The sequence below is a fragment of the Staphylococcus sp. HMSC057A08 genome (assembly GCF_001812925.1).
In the GTDB taxonomy this organism is placed as follows: Bacteria; Bacillota; Bacilli; order Staphylococcales; family Staphylococcaceae; genus Staphylococcus; species Staphylococcus hominis.
On sequence record NZ_KV810871.1, the window covers coordinates 14,845 to 30,501 of the forward strand.

General features: G+C 27.0%; 14 protein-coding genes and 1 pseudogene. 6 read left to right on the top strand and 9 right to left on the bottom strand.

Annotated elements, in window-relative coordinates; translation table 11 throughout:
* Both HMPREF2881_RS10300 and HMPREF2881_RS10305 read right to left on the bottom strand, forming a co-directional pair.
* On the bottom strand, positions 1-2,646 hold the full coding sequence (locus HMPREF2881_RS10300; RefSeq protein ID WP_002488471.1) for an AAA family ATPase: 2,646 nt from the start codon (positions 2,644-2,646) through the stop codon (positions 1-3).
* Positions 2,647-2,649: 3 nt separating this feature from the next.
* Positions 2,650-3,759, bottom strand: coding sequence for a hypothetical protein (locus HMPREF2881_RS10305; RefSeq protein ID WP_002488498.1), 1,110 nt, complete (start codon positions 3,757-3,759; stop codon positions 2,650-2,652).
* Positions 3,760-3,925: 166 nt separating this feature from the next.
* On the opposite strand from HMPREF2881_RS10305, the gene HMPREF2881_RS10310 reads away from it, so the two are divergent.
* The gene (locus tag HMPREF2881_RS10310; protein WP_002488468.1) at positions 3,926-4,858 is read left to right on the top strand and encodes a hypothetical protein; all 933 of its coding nucleotides are present in this window, start codon (positions 3,926-3,928) and stop codon (positions 4,856-4,858) included.
* 38 nt (positions 4,859-4,896) lie between these two features.
* Complete coding sequence (locus HMPREF2881_RS10315) at positions 4,897-6,834, top strand: AAA family ATPase (protein ID WP_002488443.1); 1,938 nt, start codon at positions 4,897-4,899, stop codon at positions 6,832-6,834.
* Between the two features lie 71 nt (positions 6,835-6,905).
* On the opposite strand, the gene HMPREF2881_RS10320 is transcribed toward HMPREF2881_RS10315, so the two are convergent.
* Together HMPREF2881_RS10320 and HMPREF2881_RS12105 are read right to left on the bottom strand one after the other, a co-directional pair.
* Positions 6,906-7,427, bottom strand: coding sequence for a hypothetical protein (locus HMPREF2881_RS10320; protein ID WP_002488485.1), 522 nt, complete (start codon positions 7,425-7,427; stop codon positions 6,906-6,908).
* 173 nt (positions 7,428-7,600) lie between these two features.
* Positions 7,601-7,864: a hypothetical protein gene (locus HMPREF2881_RS12105; RefSeq protein WP_037555951.1), complete on the bottom strand. Its 264-nt coding sequence runs from the start codon at positions 7,862-7,864 to the stop codon at positions 7,601-7,603.
* 340 nt (positions 7,865-8,204) lie between these two features.
* Here HMPREF2881_RS12105 and HMPREF2881_RS10330 point away from each other — a divergent pair, with 340 nt between their 5' ends.
* The 4 genes from HMPREF2881_RS10330 (at position 8,205) to HMPREF2881_RS10345 (ending at position 11,571) form a co-directional block, all read left to right on the top strand.
* Complete coding sequence (locus HMPREF2881_RS10330; RefSeq protein WP_002488445.1) at positions 8,205-8,873, top strand: response regulator transcription factor; 669 nt, start codon at positions 8,205-8,207, stop codon at positions 8,871-8,873.
* Positions 8,874-8,963: 90 nt separating this feature from the next.
* Positions 8,964-9,878, top strand: a complete 915-nt coding sequence (locus HMPREF2881_RS10335) for an ABC transporter ATP-binding protein (RefSeq protein ID WP_002488479.1) — start codon at positions 8,964-8,966, stop codon at positions 9,876-9,878.
* Complete coding sequence (locus HMPREF2881_RS10340) at positions 9,871-10,626, top strand: hypothetical protein (protein WP_070653761.1); 756 nt, start codon at positions 9,871-9,873, stop codon at positions 10,624-10,626. The genes HMPREF2881_RS10335 and HMPREF2881_RS10340 overlap by 8 nt, the downstream gene beginning before the upstream one ends.
* 117 nt (positions 10,627-10,743) lie before the next feature.
* A complete protein-coding gene (locus tag HMPREF2881_RS10345; RefSeq protein WP_100217431.1) occupies positions 10,744-11,571 on the top strand; it encodes a sensor histidine kinase in 828 nt (275 codons plus the stop codon).
* 244 nt (positions 11,572-11,815) lie between these two features.
* Here HMPREF2881_RS10345 and HMPREF2881_RS12110 read toward each other — a convergent pair whose 3' ends face one another.
* The 5 genes and pseudogenes from HMPREF2881_RS12110 to HMPREF2881_RS10370 form a co-directional block, all read right to left on the bottom strand.
* Positions 11,816-11,986: a hypothetical protein gene (locus HMPREF2881_RS12110; RefSeq protein ID WP_002488446.1), complete on the bottom strand. Its 171-nt coding sequence runs from the start codon at positions 11,984-11,986 to the stop codon at positions 11,816-11,818.
* Between the two features lie 216 nt (positions 11,987-12,202).
* Positions 12,203-13,180: a DUF1002 domain-containing protein gene (locus tag HMPREF2881_RS10355; RefSeq protein WP_037555956.1), complete on the bottom strand. Its 978-nt coding sequence runs from the start codon at positions 13,178-13,180 to the stop codon at positions 12,203-12,205.
* 41 nt (positions 13,181-13,221) lie between these two features.
* On the bottom strand, positions 13,222-13,971 hold the full coding sequence (locus HMPREF2881_RS10360; protein WP_002488494.1) for a hypothetical protein: 750 nt from the start codon (positions 13,969-13,971) through the stop codon (positions 13,222-13,224).
* Between the two features lie 34 nt (positions 13,972-14,005).
* Positions 14,006-15,080 (bottom strand): annotated as a pseudogene (locus tag HMPREF2881_RS10365) (hypothetical protein).
* Positions 15,081-15,225: 145 nt separating this feature from the next.
* Positions 15,226-15,555, bottom strand: coding sequence for a hypothetical protein (locus HMPREF2881_RS10370; protein ID WP_227967756.1), 330 nt, complete (start codon positions 15,553-15,555; stop codon positions 15,226-15,228).
* Between the last annotated feature and the right edge of the window lie 102 nt (positions 15,556-15,657).

Below are 15,657 nucleotides of genomic sequence, written 5' to 3' on the forward strand. Positions count from 1 at the left end.
CTAAATATAATCTATCAATAATTCATTATTATATTCAGTTACTTTTATAGTATTTCCTTTTTTTAAGGTACCATTTATTATTTCTTCCGAAAGACGATCCTCTAGTAACTTAGAAATACCACGCTTTATTGGTCTAGCTCCGTTTTTAGGTTCATAACACAAATTAGCAATCAATCTAATCGCTTCATTTGAAAATTCAATATTATATCCCATAGATTCAATTAAATCTACTTCTTTCTTAATCAATAGATGTGTGATTTCAAAAATTTCTTGTTGGTTAAGTGGTTTAAAAGTAATCATCTCATCAATACGATTTAAAAATTCAGGTCTAAAATATTGTTTTAAAGCTTCTCTAATACTTCCATCTATCGTTTCAAAGTCTGTTCCATTTTTATTAGTTTGATTTAAACCTACTACTTTTCGATTCTGAATATCACTAGCTCCAATATTTGAGGTCAATAAAATAATACTTTCACTAAAATCTGCTGTTTCACCTAATGAGTTAGTTAATCTACCATCATCAAATACTTGTAACAATACATCAAATATTTTCGGATGAGCTTTTTCTATTTCATCAAACAAAATAACTGCACGAGGATGTTCAAGCACAGTCTTTACTAAGTCTCCGTCTTGACCAAAACCAATGTAGCCTGGTGGTGGACCAATTAATTTAGAAACTTCATGCTCCTTTTGATATTCTGACATATCATATCGAATGATATTCTGCTCATCTCTATATAAAGTTTTATTTAATATTTTGGCCGTTTCTGTTTTACCTACTCCTGTAGTACCTAAAAGCATAAATACGCCCACAGGACGATTTGATTGCTTAAAGCCTAATTTCTTTCTTATTACTGCATTTGCTATAGTCTCAATAGCTTCATCTTGCCCAATAATTTGTGATTTCATAGTATCTTTTAATTGACTTAGGCGATCAATCTCAATATCAGAATAATCTTCATCTTCTTTTAATTCGACTACTTCAAATCCTTCACCCAATCTTTGTTCAATTGCTTTTTTTATATGATTTTTAGTAACTAAGTAATCAAATGTAATTTTTTCTATATTGCTCATCTTACGTGAATAGTTTTTTTCAAGTTGTTGTATTTCTCGACGTAATTTTTCAACCTGTTTATCATTAAATTCTTTTACTTGAGCTTGTTTTAAGTCTTCTTTTAATCGATTCATTTTATCTAAATAAGGAGTTTGTAAATTGGTAGTCTGTCCTTGTTCAATTCGACAAATTGCTCCTGCATTATCTAAAATAGTAAACGCTAAGTCTGGTAGCTGTTCTTTCGGAAAATACTTTTTTCCTAGTTGTGAGGCAAGTTTAATCGTTTCTTTTTCAAAATTAACATGATGAAAATTTTCATAAATAGGAATAACTTGATTTATTATTTCTACAGTATCTTCTACATTAGGCTCATCTATTTTAATAATTTCAAAACGTCTAGTTAATGCCGTGTCAGATGATATATAACTTTGCCATTCTCTAGGAGTAGTTGCTCCAATTATACGAAAGTCACTTCTAGCCATTGCTGGTTTCAAAATATCTGTTAATCCTTTACTTTTACCCAACATGTGGATTTCATCAACAAATAAAATAACATCTTTCTCTCTTTTCATTTCAGACATAAATCTTTGAATACCTTTAAAAGTTTCTCCTTGAATTACAGAAATTAAATCATTAACACTAAATTGTAATATTTTCTTATTTTTTAATGATGGTATTTCATTATTAACTATTTTTAAGGCTAAACCATCAACTATAGCTGATTTACCTACCCCACCTTTCCCTATTAAACTAACATTATTTTTATCACGACGAGATAAAGCTATCTCCATATGATGAATTTCTCTCTCTCTCTTAATAGCAGGCATTAATTCTTTATTACGCGCTTTTTCAGTTAAATCTGTAGTAATATCTTCTAATATTGAATAACTAGGGTCTGCTAATTTATTAGAAATTCGATTTCTTATTGTAGCATTCTTACGTTGCTCTTCTTCATTTCTTCCATCATAATAATTATTTGCCAAATAGCTACGGTTTTGAAAACGCTCTGACATTTTATCGCCATCAAATATATTGTCATATTTTAACATTAATTTTTTTAAAACATGATAAGCATTACAATCTTCATCTTGAGACATTCCCATGATAATCCAATAGGTATCTATCCCACCGCTTGGATTGTTTTGAAATCTCATCTCTTCCGCAAAATCAATTATATCTTTTACATTGTTTGAAATAGGATATTCTGACATATACTTTATTGCTTGGTCTGTTGATGATTCATATATAAATTGTACCTGGTTTGTTTTTATATATTCTTGAATTTTTCTTTTCTTTTTTTGAGAAATAAATAAATCATTTTGTTCAAATTCATCTTCATTTATTTCTATATAACGTTTATCCATTAATTTTGCTTGTTTAATTTCATCTTCTAACTTTTTTTTGGTTATAGAAAAACGACCTAATGAATAGGCCGCTCCAGTATCTGCAGTAGAAGCAAAAGCTAGAAGAAGATCTTGCGTTTCAATAATCTTTCGCTCTTTTTTCGCGATTAAATTAAGTACATTCTCAAATGCTTCTTTGCACTGTTTTGTAATTTTATATTCTATTACATTATTTGTAGTTGCTGTCATAAATTAAAAACACCCCTTATTATTATTGGCAATAATATCATCTAAATAAGCTTCAAAATCTTTTAAACTAATTATGTCACGTATTTTCTCAATTACCTCATCTACACTTTTAATATTTCCGTCTTTTTCAACTTTATAAGGAGCTATGTTGCCCTTAGATATTGCACCTGTTCGACTTTTAAATTTATATATTGCTGGTGCGATATCTTTTTCAAAATCAATCCCTTCTTCATTACAAATATTTTTAAATAAAGTTTTCCAATCTTTTATGCTTCTTAAAATAACAATTGTATCTTTATCACTTAAGATTTTTTTTATAAGAATTTTTGCACTTAAGTTGCTGCTTTCTAAATTGTGTAAATTTCTTAACGATTTACTATCAAATGAGCGATAAGGAATGAATTCAATATTAGAAACTTTAATATCATAAAGTGCTTTTTCAAATTCTTTTTCAACTTCATATCCAAGTAATTCAGCTTGATTCATTTTGTCAAAAATAGAAAGATAATGTTTTATACATTCTTTATACATTGATTCTTTTCCACTAAAAACTTTTGAATAGTAACTTCCTAAATAATATGCTATTAAATTAAAGTCATACTCATCATTATTCTTCAAATAATATTCTAAATTTCCTCTATCTTTTTTATACATTTTATATAAAGTTTTTAAATCTTTAGAAATTACATTTTCTTTGGATAAAATATGTTCACAATAAAATTTATGTAATTCTTTTTTGTTATTTACACTACCTTGATAAACTTCTTTTGACTCAGAATCCACTTTTCTTGAACTATTTTTTTCTATTTTTACTTCTTCTTTAATATATTTACCTACTGTATCACATTTCTCTGATACTTCACTTTCCATATGAGTTCCAGGATTAAGTAATCCAACAATTACCTTCGCTTTGTCTATATCTCCTAAAATATGATTAGGAACACCCCAACAAATTGCTTTTGAGTTTGTATTCAATTTGTCCTTTTCATTCACCCAACAAAAGTCATCTGTATTTTCTGGATGTTCATACAAATATTGATATTCTTCGGCCATTCTTTCTATTTCATTTTTATCCCAAAATTTTTCAAATTCGTTCCATAATTTTTCACTCATATTAATCGCTCCATTCGTTTTTAATCAATCAGACACATAAAGTCTTATTACTTACATGTATTTATATTATCTATCTATAACTTTGTTCTAATATTCAGTAAAACATTTTATACGGACAATATATGTCTTTTTATAAATGTATTTTCATTTATAGAGGTGAAAAGTTATGGAAAAAGAAAAACGTTTATTATATTTTTTTCTGTTAATGATTAATGGAGAAAAGATAAATCGTTCTGAATTAATAAGAAAAACAATGAAGACATCTCGTACCATAAGAAGAGATATGGACGCTATTAATCGTTTTTTTACTGATCCTGAACTACCATGGTACGACAGTAATACGCAAATAAAGCTAACCGGTAAAAATGATAATGCTTATTATCAAATAGAAAACAATTCATTTAATTATGATAGTTATGCAACTTTAGGGTTATTGCTTAGCATTAAAAGTTTAACTCCTAAACTACATAGGAATGTCTATAATTTGTTCATTCAACTCATTTCAAATGGAAGAGCAGAAGACGTAGCAACATTAAAGTCTATATTAAACCATTTTTCTATAAGAGAAAAAGCTTATGATGATATTTTTCCAGGTCAAGAATTAATGATGCTTCAGAAAGCCTTAATTAAAGAAAAAATGGTTGGATTTAAGCAAAAAAGCACAAAAAAATCTTTTTTTGCTACACCTCATTCGTTAATGTATATGAATTACGACTATTGGTTTACCTATGAACTTGGAAATGAGTTTTATGATGTTAAAGTTCGTGATTTATCAGATGTATATATTGATGAAAACTATTCAAAGAAAAAATCTGAAGCTAATGAATTAGTAAAAGTAAGAGTACATAAAAATATAAGTAATGAATTATTTCAATTATATGATGTGCAATATCAACGTCCATTAAATGAAGAAGAGGCAAAATTCGTAGATAAAGAAAGCGATTGGCTCATTTTTGAAATAGCATGTACTAAACTAGATGCTTTCTACATTGCTTATCAAAAGGCACCACATGCGTTAATACTCGCCCCACAAACTTATGTGGATAGCTTTCTAGAAAGAATGCTAGAAATATTTAATCAGTATGATATAACTACTTAATTTTTATAAATTTTTTCTAAATATAAGGAGGATTAATTATGGGAAGAATAATTAAAGTGGGCGATGGCTTTCTAAAAACAACGCTTACAAATGCCATAACGAATGCACAGTATGGGGATACAATATTAATTGACAATATAGACTTAAATAAAGAAACTATGAGCTCCTTTGAAATACCCAAAGGTATGGATATAAAAATTACAAGTATCGATGACGAAAAGAAAACTTTAAAGAATTTTAGGTTTGAAATTAAAGGGTATTTATCCATATCAAATATCATTTTAGATAACGATAATAATACTGATGTCTTCGATATAGAAAATGGTTCGTTAGAACTTGATAATATTTCTTTTTTAAATTTCCATAAAGATTTTAAGAAATTTAATATTTATAATAGCAATGGTAATCTTCGGATTAAAAATTCAAGTATCTTTTCTCTACACAGTTCTTCTAAAGGAATCAATGTAATAGAAAATAGTACCATTCATGGTGCAGCTATGTCTCGTCAAAGCAAATGGCATATATCTAATTGCTCTTTATACAACAATTATTCAAGAGATCAATGGACTATGAAAGATAATTCCGAAATTAATATAAAAAATTCTAAAATTATTGTATATACTAATTTAAATCCTGATGCTACTTATCCCTCAATTTCAATTAACAATTCTTTACTAGATTTAGATAATTCTTATATTGATTATAAAGATCCTTTAGATTCAAAAAAAAATTATCTGCTTCAAATATTTGATAATGGGAGAGCTAAAATAAAAAATTCTGAAGTAACAAAAATAGGGCTTGGTCAAGGGACGTTAGAAGCTACTTCTTTAAAAACGTCAAGCATCGCAGTTACAAAAAACTCAACATTGGATGTTGAAAAGTTAATATTGAATAATAAATTTAATGAAAAAATGTATTTTAGATTTTGTAATTCTAAAGGAAGCATTCAAGAATTACATTCTAATGTAACTCCAACAGATCTTTATTTATTAAATTCTAATATCGCAATTAATAATTATAATGTCACAAATGGTTTTAATACTTTTCTTCAAGATAAACACTCATCCATAAAATCAAATAAAGAAATAAACATTATAAAATTATTTGAAGAAAAGAAAGATATTGAAAATACTAAAAATGAAGATGTAGAAAATAAAAATACAAAAGAAATAAAGCCAATAGCTAAAAATAACATTTCTAATCCAATGGAGGAGTTAAATAATTTAGTTGGTTTATCAAATGCTAAAAAACAAGCAAATGATTTTATACGCGTTCACGTTGTAAATGAAGCCAAAAAGAAAAAAGGAATTAAAGTAGAAGATAATTCTTTACATTCTATATATAAAGGTAATCCAGGGACAGGTAAAACCACGGTCGCTAGACTAATAGCACAAATTTTATTTCAAAAAAGTGTAATAAAAAAAGATTTGCTTGTAGAGGTTACAAGACAAGATTTAGTTGCCGGTTTTGTTGGGCAAACAGCTATTAAAACTGAAAAAGTTTTAAAATCTGCGTTAGGTGGCGTTTTATTTATTGACGAAGCATATACATTATACAGCAAATCTGAAAACGACTACGGTGTAGAAGCTATTGAAACTATTTTAAAATTCATGGAAGATAATAGAGGAAATATCATGATAATATTCGCTGGGTATCCTAAAGAAATGGATGAATTGATGAGTATAAATCCAGGATTAGAATCTCGAATAAAAAATGAAATTATATTTGATGATTATTCTATAAACGAATTATGTTTAATCGGCAAAAAATTACTACACGAATATGAATTTAATGAAAATGTTTACGATGACAAACTTAAAAAAGTATTTGAAAAACAAAGAATTAACAGTAATGCAAGATTTGTAAGAAATTTCAATGATGAAATTATAAAGAATCAGTCTAATAGGTTATTCGATGAAGATATAATTGAAAGTGAATTTAATATTATTAGGGATACCGACATAACTAATATATAAATATATTGGGAGCAAATCACTCTTTTGTGTTAGCTCCCATATTCAATTTAAAACTATTCGATATTTTTATACTATTCGCTTGCCAAATGTTCTGATATTTTCTGACGATATTTTTTCATAATAATTGGATGGATTATAATTGAAATCCAAAATATTGGATGAAGTATCCATGCTAAAATAAATTTAACAATAATAACTATTATGAAACTAAAAAAAGTGCCTTTAATATATGTTTCAAAAGATTCACGAAAATCTACTTTATTCCCTTCAATTTTTTGCTTAAACGTAGGATTTATTCGACGATGAGTATCAAAAGTCATTTTAGCAATAGTTCCAAACTTTTTTCTAAATAAGACACTTTTCATAAAGAAAAAACGTAAAAGAACATTGTCTTTAGTATCTAGTATGTATGAACTTAACCAAGCATAAGTATAGCTTCCAAGTAAAAATATTACTATATTCCATACCCAACTAATCCAACTTGTTGTTTCATTTTGTATCATGAATATAAATTTAACTAAATACACAATAGTATAAGGAGTATAGAAAAAGAATATTGGCATTTTTGGGGTAGAAAAATAATTTCTTATCATTTAATCAATCCTTTGTTATTTAATTTACTATATTAATATATATATTTAGAGCGACATGATATGACCGTTTAAAAATATTTTTAAATAGAGCATAAAATCGCATAACTATTTATAATGATTAATTCAAAAAGCCCCTTCACTATTTTTTTAATGAAGGGGTTATTGCATTCAAACTAAATTACTTGTTGAATATTTGTTTGGATTGAATACATAAAGATACATATTTCTTCCAAAGCACTGTATTTTATATTAAGACCCATTGAGGGACGAGTTATATCTTTATGATTATAATGAATATTATTATTAGAAAATGTGTGGAGAATAGCAATCATAGATAATTCATGTTTTTCAACAAAAGATCCTTTAAATTTAAGGTAAATGTAATCTCCTATTTGATTCCAACTAGCTACCTCATTATTGTTTTTTGTATCTATCATTTTACAACGTTCTTTTTTATCTAAACTTACTGTAGTTTTTTCTATATCTATTATTATAATAATACAATAATAGATTATATTATATATTTTGCTTTTGAGTATTATTGATAGAACGTTAAGCGTAGCGTTAATAAAATTTAGTTTTTATTAAGGTAACTAACAAATCATTATTTGATGTAATTTTGTAAACTATTAAGGTGATTTACTTTGATTTATTAAGGATATTATCAATATTTGTAAAATATTACTTTTATATATAGAAGGAAATTACTAAAAATAATACATATAAAAATATATAATATAATTAAAAACTTCAATTGAAGAAAGAGGACTTAGGTTTATGGAATATAATGCTTTAATTATTGAAGATGATATAGATATTGCACATATTTTGTCATTAACATTAACAAAAATGAAAATTAAAACTACTATAGTTTATTCAGGAAATGAAGCTTTAGAGTATTTAAAAACACATAATTACGATTTAATATTGCTAGATTTAATGTTACCTCATATTGAGGGAGAAGAATTACTCACTTATATAAAAAAACACTTAATGAGCAGAATTATTGTTGTATCAGCTAAAACTGAAGTTGAAGAAAAAGTTCGATTATTAAATAAAGGAGCAGATGATTATTTAACAAAACCTTTTAATAATAAAGAATTATCTGCACGAGTTGAAGTTCAATTAAGAAATTTAAATCAATCTCCACCTCAAAATTTATTAGTATGGAAAGAATTAAGTATAGATAAATCGACTAGAAATGTTTACTTAAATAAAAATAAAATCGAATTAACAAATAAAGAATATAATATTTTGTGCTTATTAATGAAAACTCCTGAAAAACCAATATCAAAACAAAAGATTTATGAAAAAATTCAAGGGCTTTATTTAGGAGATGATAATACGGTTAATGTCCACGTATCAAATATTAGAAAAAAATTGAGTACCTATACTAACCGATCGTACATTAAAACTGTATGGGGGATTGGATTTATAATAGAATAATTTTCTTTATACTTTCTTTATATTTTACTTAAAGGAATTTAAGACCTTTCCATTTATACTTAAATTGTCTTTTGGAAAGGGGCGAATATTATGAATCTAGTAATCAAAACAAAAGACTTAAGTAAAAAATATAAAGACAATCATGGATTATTACCGATAAATTTCGAACTACATAAAGGTGAAGTTTGTGCTTTAATAGGTAGAAATGGTGCTGGTAAATCTACCTTTTTTAAATTATTAGCAAATCAAATTAAAGCTGATAGTGGAAATATAGAATTATTTAATAAAAAATCCGATATAAAAAATCAAATGCGTAAGCGAATAGGATTCATGATTGAACATCCTAATTTTATTAATAATTTCACAGCCTTTCAGAATTTGAAGTATTTTAGTATTCAAAGAGGTATTTCAAATACTAAAGATATTACTGAAGTTCTTAAAGCGGTGGAATTAGAAAACGTTAATAAAAAATTTAAAACATACTCTTTAGGTATGAAACAAAGGCTAGGATTAGCTTTAGCTCTATTAAATGGACCTGATTTATTAATTTTGGATGAACCAATAAACGGATTAGATGCACAGGGAATAAAAGACTTTAGGAATTTAATTCTCCGGTTAAATCAAGAACACGGTATTACTTTCCTTTTGTCTAGTCATATATTAAATGAATTGCAACAAGTAGCTGATAGATTTGTCTTCATTGATAAAGGTAAAATTATTAAAGATATTAGTAAAGAAAAGTTAACCCAAGAAAGTAAACAGCAGCTGTTAATACGCGTTGATAATACATCAAAAACTTCTCAAGTTTTAGAAGAAAATATAAAAAATATTGATTACAGGGTAATTAATGCGCAAGAAATAATTGTATATCAAAGTTCGATTGATTATAACTTAATTAATAAGATACTAATTGAAAATAATATAGATGTATATGAATTTAAAATTGAAGTATCTAATCTAGAAGATTACTTCTTAAATATTAAAAGAGGTGATGAAATTGATTAATTATATCAAAAGTGAGAATTATAGATTATTACATAGCAAAAGCATATATTTATACACAATAATATGTGCAACACTAATTATATTAGCCGCTTTTACATTAGTATACTTTGATAAAACTACTTTTAAATTCCCATACGCTAATTTAAAATTCTTTCTTGTTAATATTGTTTCCTCAGGACTCTTTATCATTGCCATTGGTTCAGCAATGAATTTAATAGTCAACAATAAAGAGAACAAAAACATAGTAAAACAAAGCATTTCTTTCGATATTTCATTAGATACTATTTATTACGGAAAGTTTATAATATTTCTCTTTTATTTCTTTATATTATGTTTAATTTGTACTATCGTAAGTATACTTTTCGGTTCACTTTTGTTTGAAAAAGACTATAAAACATTAAATAATTTTATAATCTCATTAATTAATATGTCACCTTTAATCTTTGGCGCTTTAGCATTATCTCACCTATTGAATAGTTTAAAAATAAATGGTGCATTTTCTGTTCTCTTAACTATTTTTATTTATTACTATGGTGGTGGTTTGTTAGAACTGCTAAAATTTATTAATAAAAAATGGATTATTCTATACAATTATTCTCCTACAAAATTTTTTGAAAAAATATTTCAAGAATACGCTACAGATACAAGCGTTATTCATTTAGAGTGTTGGATGGTCGGTATAGGTTTAGGGGTAGTCTTTTTAATTATAGGAAATTTGATAATTAAAAAGACGAGATATCTAAACTAAAAGTGAGGATAGCTAAAAATGATATACATTTTTTTCCTAATTTTAATACTATCTATAATATATTTAGCTTATAAATATATATCGTTATACATGGAAATAAAACAAGTGACTATACAATTGCAGGACTTAAAAAATGATGTCACTTCGAATCAAGTTATTCGTACTTCCACACAATTCAATATTTCCAAAAATTTGTGTAATGAAATAAATTCAATACTTACTATATATAGAAAACGAAATGTTATTAACAAGAAAAAAGAACTGATGTTAAACCAAGAAATCACTAACATTTCTCATGATTTAAGAACTCCTTTAACAGCTGTGAAAGGATACACAGATTTACTTAATGATCCTCATACTACTTTGAAAGAGAAAAAAAGATATATAGGCATAATAGAGGATAAAACAACTTCACTTATTAACTTAGTAGAATTATTTCATGAAATAACTAAAATTAATTCATTAGATTATAAACTTAATTTTCAAGAACTTTCTTTAAGTGATGAACTTAAAAATAGCTTTTTATCCTATTATAGTGAATTTAAAAATCAAAATATTGATGTAAACTTTAATTTGTCAAAAGTTTCAAAAGTTGTTTTAGATCAATTTGCGACAAATAGAATATTTACAAATTTAATTCAGAACACCCTACGTTATAGTAAAAGCTTCGTTGATATTGATTTATACGAAAAAGACAATGACGTAATTGTAAAATTAGCTAACGATACAGATGAACAACTAACTCAAGAAAACATTAAATATATTTTTAATCGTTCTTACATCGCTGATTTAAGTCGTCATAAGCAACATTCAGGAATAGGGTTATATATAGTAAAAAAATTAGTTGCAAAACAAGATGGGCTAGTTTATGCCACATATAAAAATGGTATATTTGAAATTAAAATACACTTTAAAAAAACTAAAAATATAAGTGAAGATGACTAAAAATTTCAAAACTCAAATAACTCTTTATTACTTTTAAGAAGATATTAACTTTAAAAAAATAATTGAGAAAGAATTCAAATACTATTGTATCTATAAATCATTAGGAGCTATAAGTTACCATTAAGGTAAAAAGGAAAATGAAACACTAAGAGTATATCTTATTAAGAAGCCCCCACAAAGTTGAGCCAAAACTTAAATTTGTGGGGGCTATTTAATGTTATACTAGTTTACTATGTTTGCTTATTTATAATGGTGGTGGTCCTAAATATACTGGACCTTTATTTTTACGATAATATCGAATATTATTATTTGAAAAAGTATGGAGAATAGCAATCGTAAATATTTTGTGCTTTTCAACAAAGCTTCCTTTAAATTTAATGTAAATGTAATCCCCTTTGCGACTCCAACTAGCCACTTCCTTATTATCCTGAGTGTCTACCATTTTACAAAATTCTTTTTTATCTAAACTTACTGAAAAAAGTTGATTTTCATACTTGAACAACCCTAATTTTTCTTTATTAAATCTTTCTTCATTACTTAAGTGTATTTCGTTATATACTCCAGAATTCTTCTTATTAGTTATTTTGCTAAAAAAGAGAGGGCAGATTTTGTCCTCTCTTTTTAAACAACTCTATAATTTATTTAACAGATTAGAGAAAAATTGAATGATAGATTGAATAATTTCCACAATACCGTCCCATATGCGTTGAAGGAGATTTCTATTTTCTTCTGTATTCAAATCCTTGGCTTTATCTTTTGCTTTATTCAATAAATCATCTGAGTTTTTTTCAATATTTTTTAATACATCTTTTGCATTTTGTTTAAATACTTTTGGATCAGAAGTTAAGGCATTAGAGTTTGCCACATTCACCATATTATTATTAATCATTTGAATTTGATTTTCTGATAATATTTCTGACAAGCCACGTTCATCGAGTACTTTATTGACCGTGTCTTCAACTTGTTGTTGTGTTATTTGTTTATCTTGATTTTGTTTAATATCTGCAAGTTGTTCTTTAATATCTGCTATTGAAGCATTCAAAGCTTCATCTGAATATCCATCTTTACCTTTATTTTCTTCTGAAATTCTACCTAAGTCATTCATTTCTTGATTAGAATTTTGAATATCTTCAGCGTTGAGGTTGTTACCTTTTTCTTCATATGCTTTATAAATACCAGCTAAAGCACCTTCACCAGTTACTTGGTCGACAGAAGCTATATGTATTTCTGCGTTTTTAATTCCTGCCGTAATTGCAGCATTTTGATATTGTTCAGATGTCACTTTTGTAATGTTATCTGGTGTATCAATTTTCACATCAACACCCTTACCCCATTTTTTATGTTCAATTGTTGCACTTGAATAAATATAACTTAGATTACTGCTGTTTGGGATATAATTACTCACATCATTGACGTTAACATTATAAGTTTCATAGTTATCATCAACGCCTAGATCATTCTCAGTTTGTTGTAAATCTTGCCCTTCTAAGTCAGCGCCTTTAATAAAAACAGGTTCATCCCAATCTTCTTTATTTTCAGCTGCTTTAACAACACCTGAAGCTGATAACAACAATGTAGCTACTGCTAAACTAGTTATTGCTTTTTTCATTTTCAAATACACCATCCCTTAAAATGTTTCATATATTTATATTAATCGTATCCAATAACACGTTTTTGGATTGTTTCAATCATTTCTGAATCAGCCTGTATCATATCATATTTATAAATTTGGTTGAATCTTGGATTATAAATACCAATGTAACGTATATTCTCAAAGGTAGGCTTTTGAGATGTCTTACCCATTAAATAATATATCACTAATTGAAGCGTACTGTTTTTCTGTGGTAGTTGTTTTGAAACTTTAAAATCCCACAAAGTATCTTCAGTTAGAAAGTCACCATCTCCACTATCAATAATGCTTGTATACCCCCCCTCAAATGTGAAACCATCCATTTTAACTTCACCAATTTGATTAAAAAATGAAAGACTTCTGTTTATAAGTGATTTTATATTATTAATTGTGTCTTGATCTGGAATTTTAAATTCTTTAGGCATGCTTCCTGCTCTATATACCATATCGTAATTTACCAATTGACATGCTTTAATAATAGATAGATCATCATTATCATTAATATCTTTTAACAATGATTCGGCTGTTTGTAATTCCCCAGCTAATTTTGCGCCAGTTAACGATATGGCAAATGATTTTTCTTTGTCTTGATTTATAACCATACGAGTAAGGTAGTCTACGACTAAACCAATTGTTTGAGGTGCTATATTTTCATATTTTGTATCTATAAATGTTTCTGGTTCTAGTTGCTTAACTTCAAATGATTTTCTGTTTAAATACCCACCACGGGGTTGTTTAATTTGTGAAATTCTTTGTGTAACACTAACCAATTAAAGACTCCTTTTGATAATAATATTTTTATATTTATGAAGCGTTTGAAGTTTCTTTGTCATTTTCTGAACTTTTTGATTCTACATATTGAGATTGTTCATTTTCATAGTTGTTACCATCAGTATTTTCATCATTGTTTTGGTTATTATTTTCTTGTGCTGCATCTGGATTTTGCTTATCTTCGCTAGATGGTTGTTCTATTTGTTGATTTGGATCCTCACGTTCCTCATTTTGCGAAGCTTCCTCGTTACTATTTTCTTGCTGTTCTTCATTATTTTGTTTTTGATTTGATTTATTATTATCTTCTTCAATGTTGTCTCGGTTTTGTTCATTTTTTGTATTTTCATTCGTTGATTGTTTACTATCATTATCTGTTTGATTATTTTCTTTTTTATTTTGAGACTGGTTGTTATTTGATGTTGATTGATTTGACTCATTGTCATATCCTTGTTCTTTTTGCCAATAATTACCTACGATTTTTGAAAGTTCTTTATATTTTTGTTCTGGTACATCAGAGTCGGCAGTTTCAAACTTAGGCATTCCTTTTTTGTATACGTAAGTATTGTAAAAATCAGCAGTTGAATTATAAATATCTTTATCTATATAACCGTTTTCCGCTTTTATAGGACCATCTGGATGTGTAATAGCGCCACCCGTTTTGATAATTTTTCCTGTATTTCTATCTATAATGGCGTGGTGCTTAACGGATTCGTTTATCCCACCAAAAGGCGTTTCAATAAAAATTTTATCATCATTACTTTTATCTTTATTGTAAATTAGATCATATTTATTTTGAGTAAAATTGAGTATATCTTCGGAGTTAAAAGCAATAGATTTTTGCTTCATCAATTGTTATAGGTTGACTAATTTGATTATTTGCTTCATTTGTTGTTTCTGCAGCATTAGACTCACCTTGAGGTTGATGCTTTGTATTTTGATTGTTTTCTGCTACTTCATCATTTGATTGCTTTTCAGTTTCATCTAATTTTTTATCCCTTTCCTGTGTTTGATCACTGTCTTTTTTATGATTATTGTCTGTATTTTGACCACAAGCACTTAAAATAATAAAAGAAGACAAACCTAACATCCCTAATTTTCTAAATTTCATTCATACATCTCCCTGATATAAAACTCACTTTCCATGCTATCAAAAAATAAAGCGTTATCAAATACAATAAAATTAAAAGGTTCTGTTGCAAAGTAAAAAAATATAGCTAACCACTAATTTATCATGTCAGTGTTCGCTTAACTTGCTAGCATGAGGCTAATTTCGTGGCATGGCGAAAATCCGTTATACTTTCAAGTAATTCAAGTTGCATATAATTACCATAATTAACATAATTATCACCTTTCATAATATAAACGCTATCTTCAATTGTGGATTTTGGCTTATTCACTTCTTTAATTTTACATATATATTTAATACATGAATAGGGACGGGAAAGATAAATCAAAACCATATCTCCAACCGCTGCTGATTTCATATTATTACTTTGTTTCCAATCGATTTCACTTAATTTATTGAATGCACCTATAACATCATAATCTTTAACATTACATGGAATAATCCAATACTTCATCATTTATCACCCGTTATACATTATTTATTGACTTCTATCTTTCTACTTTATAATAATAAAAACCGCATCACTTATGATATGCTTCTGCGTATCGGTTAATGATGC

What these genes read in the sequence shown, in the direction of transcription:
- HMPREF2881_RS10305 (WP_002488498.1), bottom strand. Translation starts at nt 3,759, where the DNA reads ATGAGTGAAAAATTATGGAACGAATTTGAAAAATTTTGGGATAAAAAT.
- HMPREF2881_RS10355 (WP_037555956.1), bottom strand. Translation starts at nt 13,180, where the DNA reads ATGAAAAAAGCAATAACTAGTTTAGCAGTAGCTACATTGTTGTTATCA.
- HMPREF2881_RS10320 (WP_002488485.1), bottom strand. Translation starts at nt 7,427, where the DNA reads ATGATAAGAAATTATTTTTCTACCCCAAAAATGCCAATATTCTTTTTC.
- HMPREF2881_RS10310 (WP_002488468.1), top strand. Translation starts at nt 3,926, where the DNA reads ATGGAAAAAGAAAAACGTTTATTATATTTTTTTCTGTTAATGATTAAT.
- HMPREF2881_RS10370 (WP_227967756.1), bottom strand. Translation starts at nt 15,555, where the DNA reads ATGATGAAGTATTGGATTATTCCATGTAATGTTAAAGATTATGATGTT.
- HMPREF2881_RS10300 (WP_002488471.1), bottom strand. Translation starts at nt 2,646, where the DNA reads ATGACAGCAACTACAAATAATGTAATAGAATATAAAATTACAAAACAG.
- HMPREF2881_RS12105 (WP_037555951.1), bottom strand. Translation starts at nt 7,864, where the DNA reads ATGATAGATACAAAAAACAATAATGAGGTAGCTAGTTGGAATCAAATA.
- HMPREF2881_RS10335 (WP_002488479.1), top strand. Translation starts at nt 8,964, where the DNA reads ATGAATCTAGTAATCAAAACAAAAGACTTAAGTAAAAAATATAAAGAC.
- HMPREF2881_RS10315 (WP_002488443.1), top strand. Translation starts at nt 4,897, where the DNA reads ATGGGAAGAATAATTAAAGTGGGCGATGGCTTTCTAAAAACAACGCTT.
- HMPREF2881_RS10330 (WP_002488445.1), top strand. Translation starts at nt 8,205, where the DNA reads ATGGAATATAATGCTTTAATTATTGAAGATGATATAGATATTGCACAT.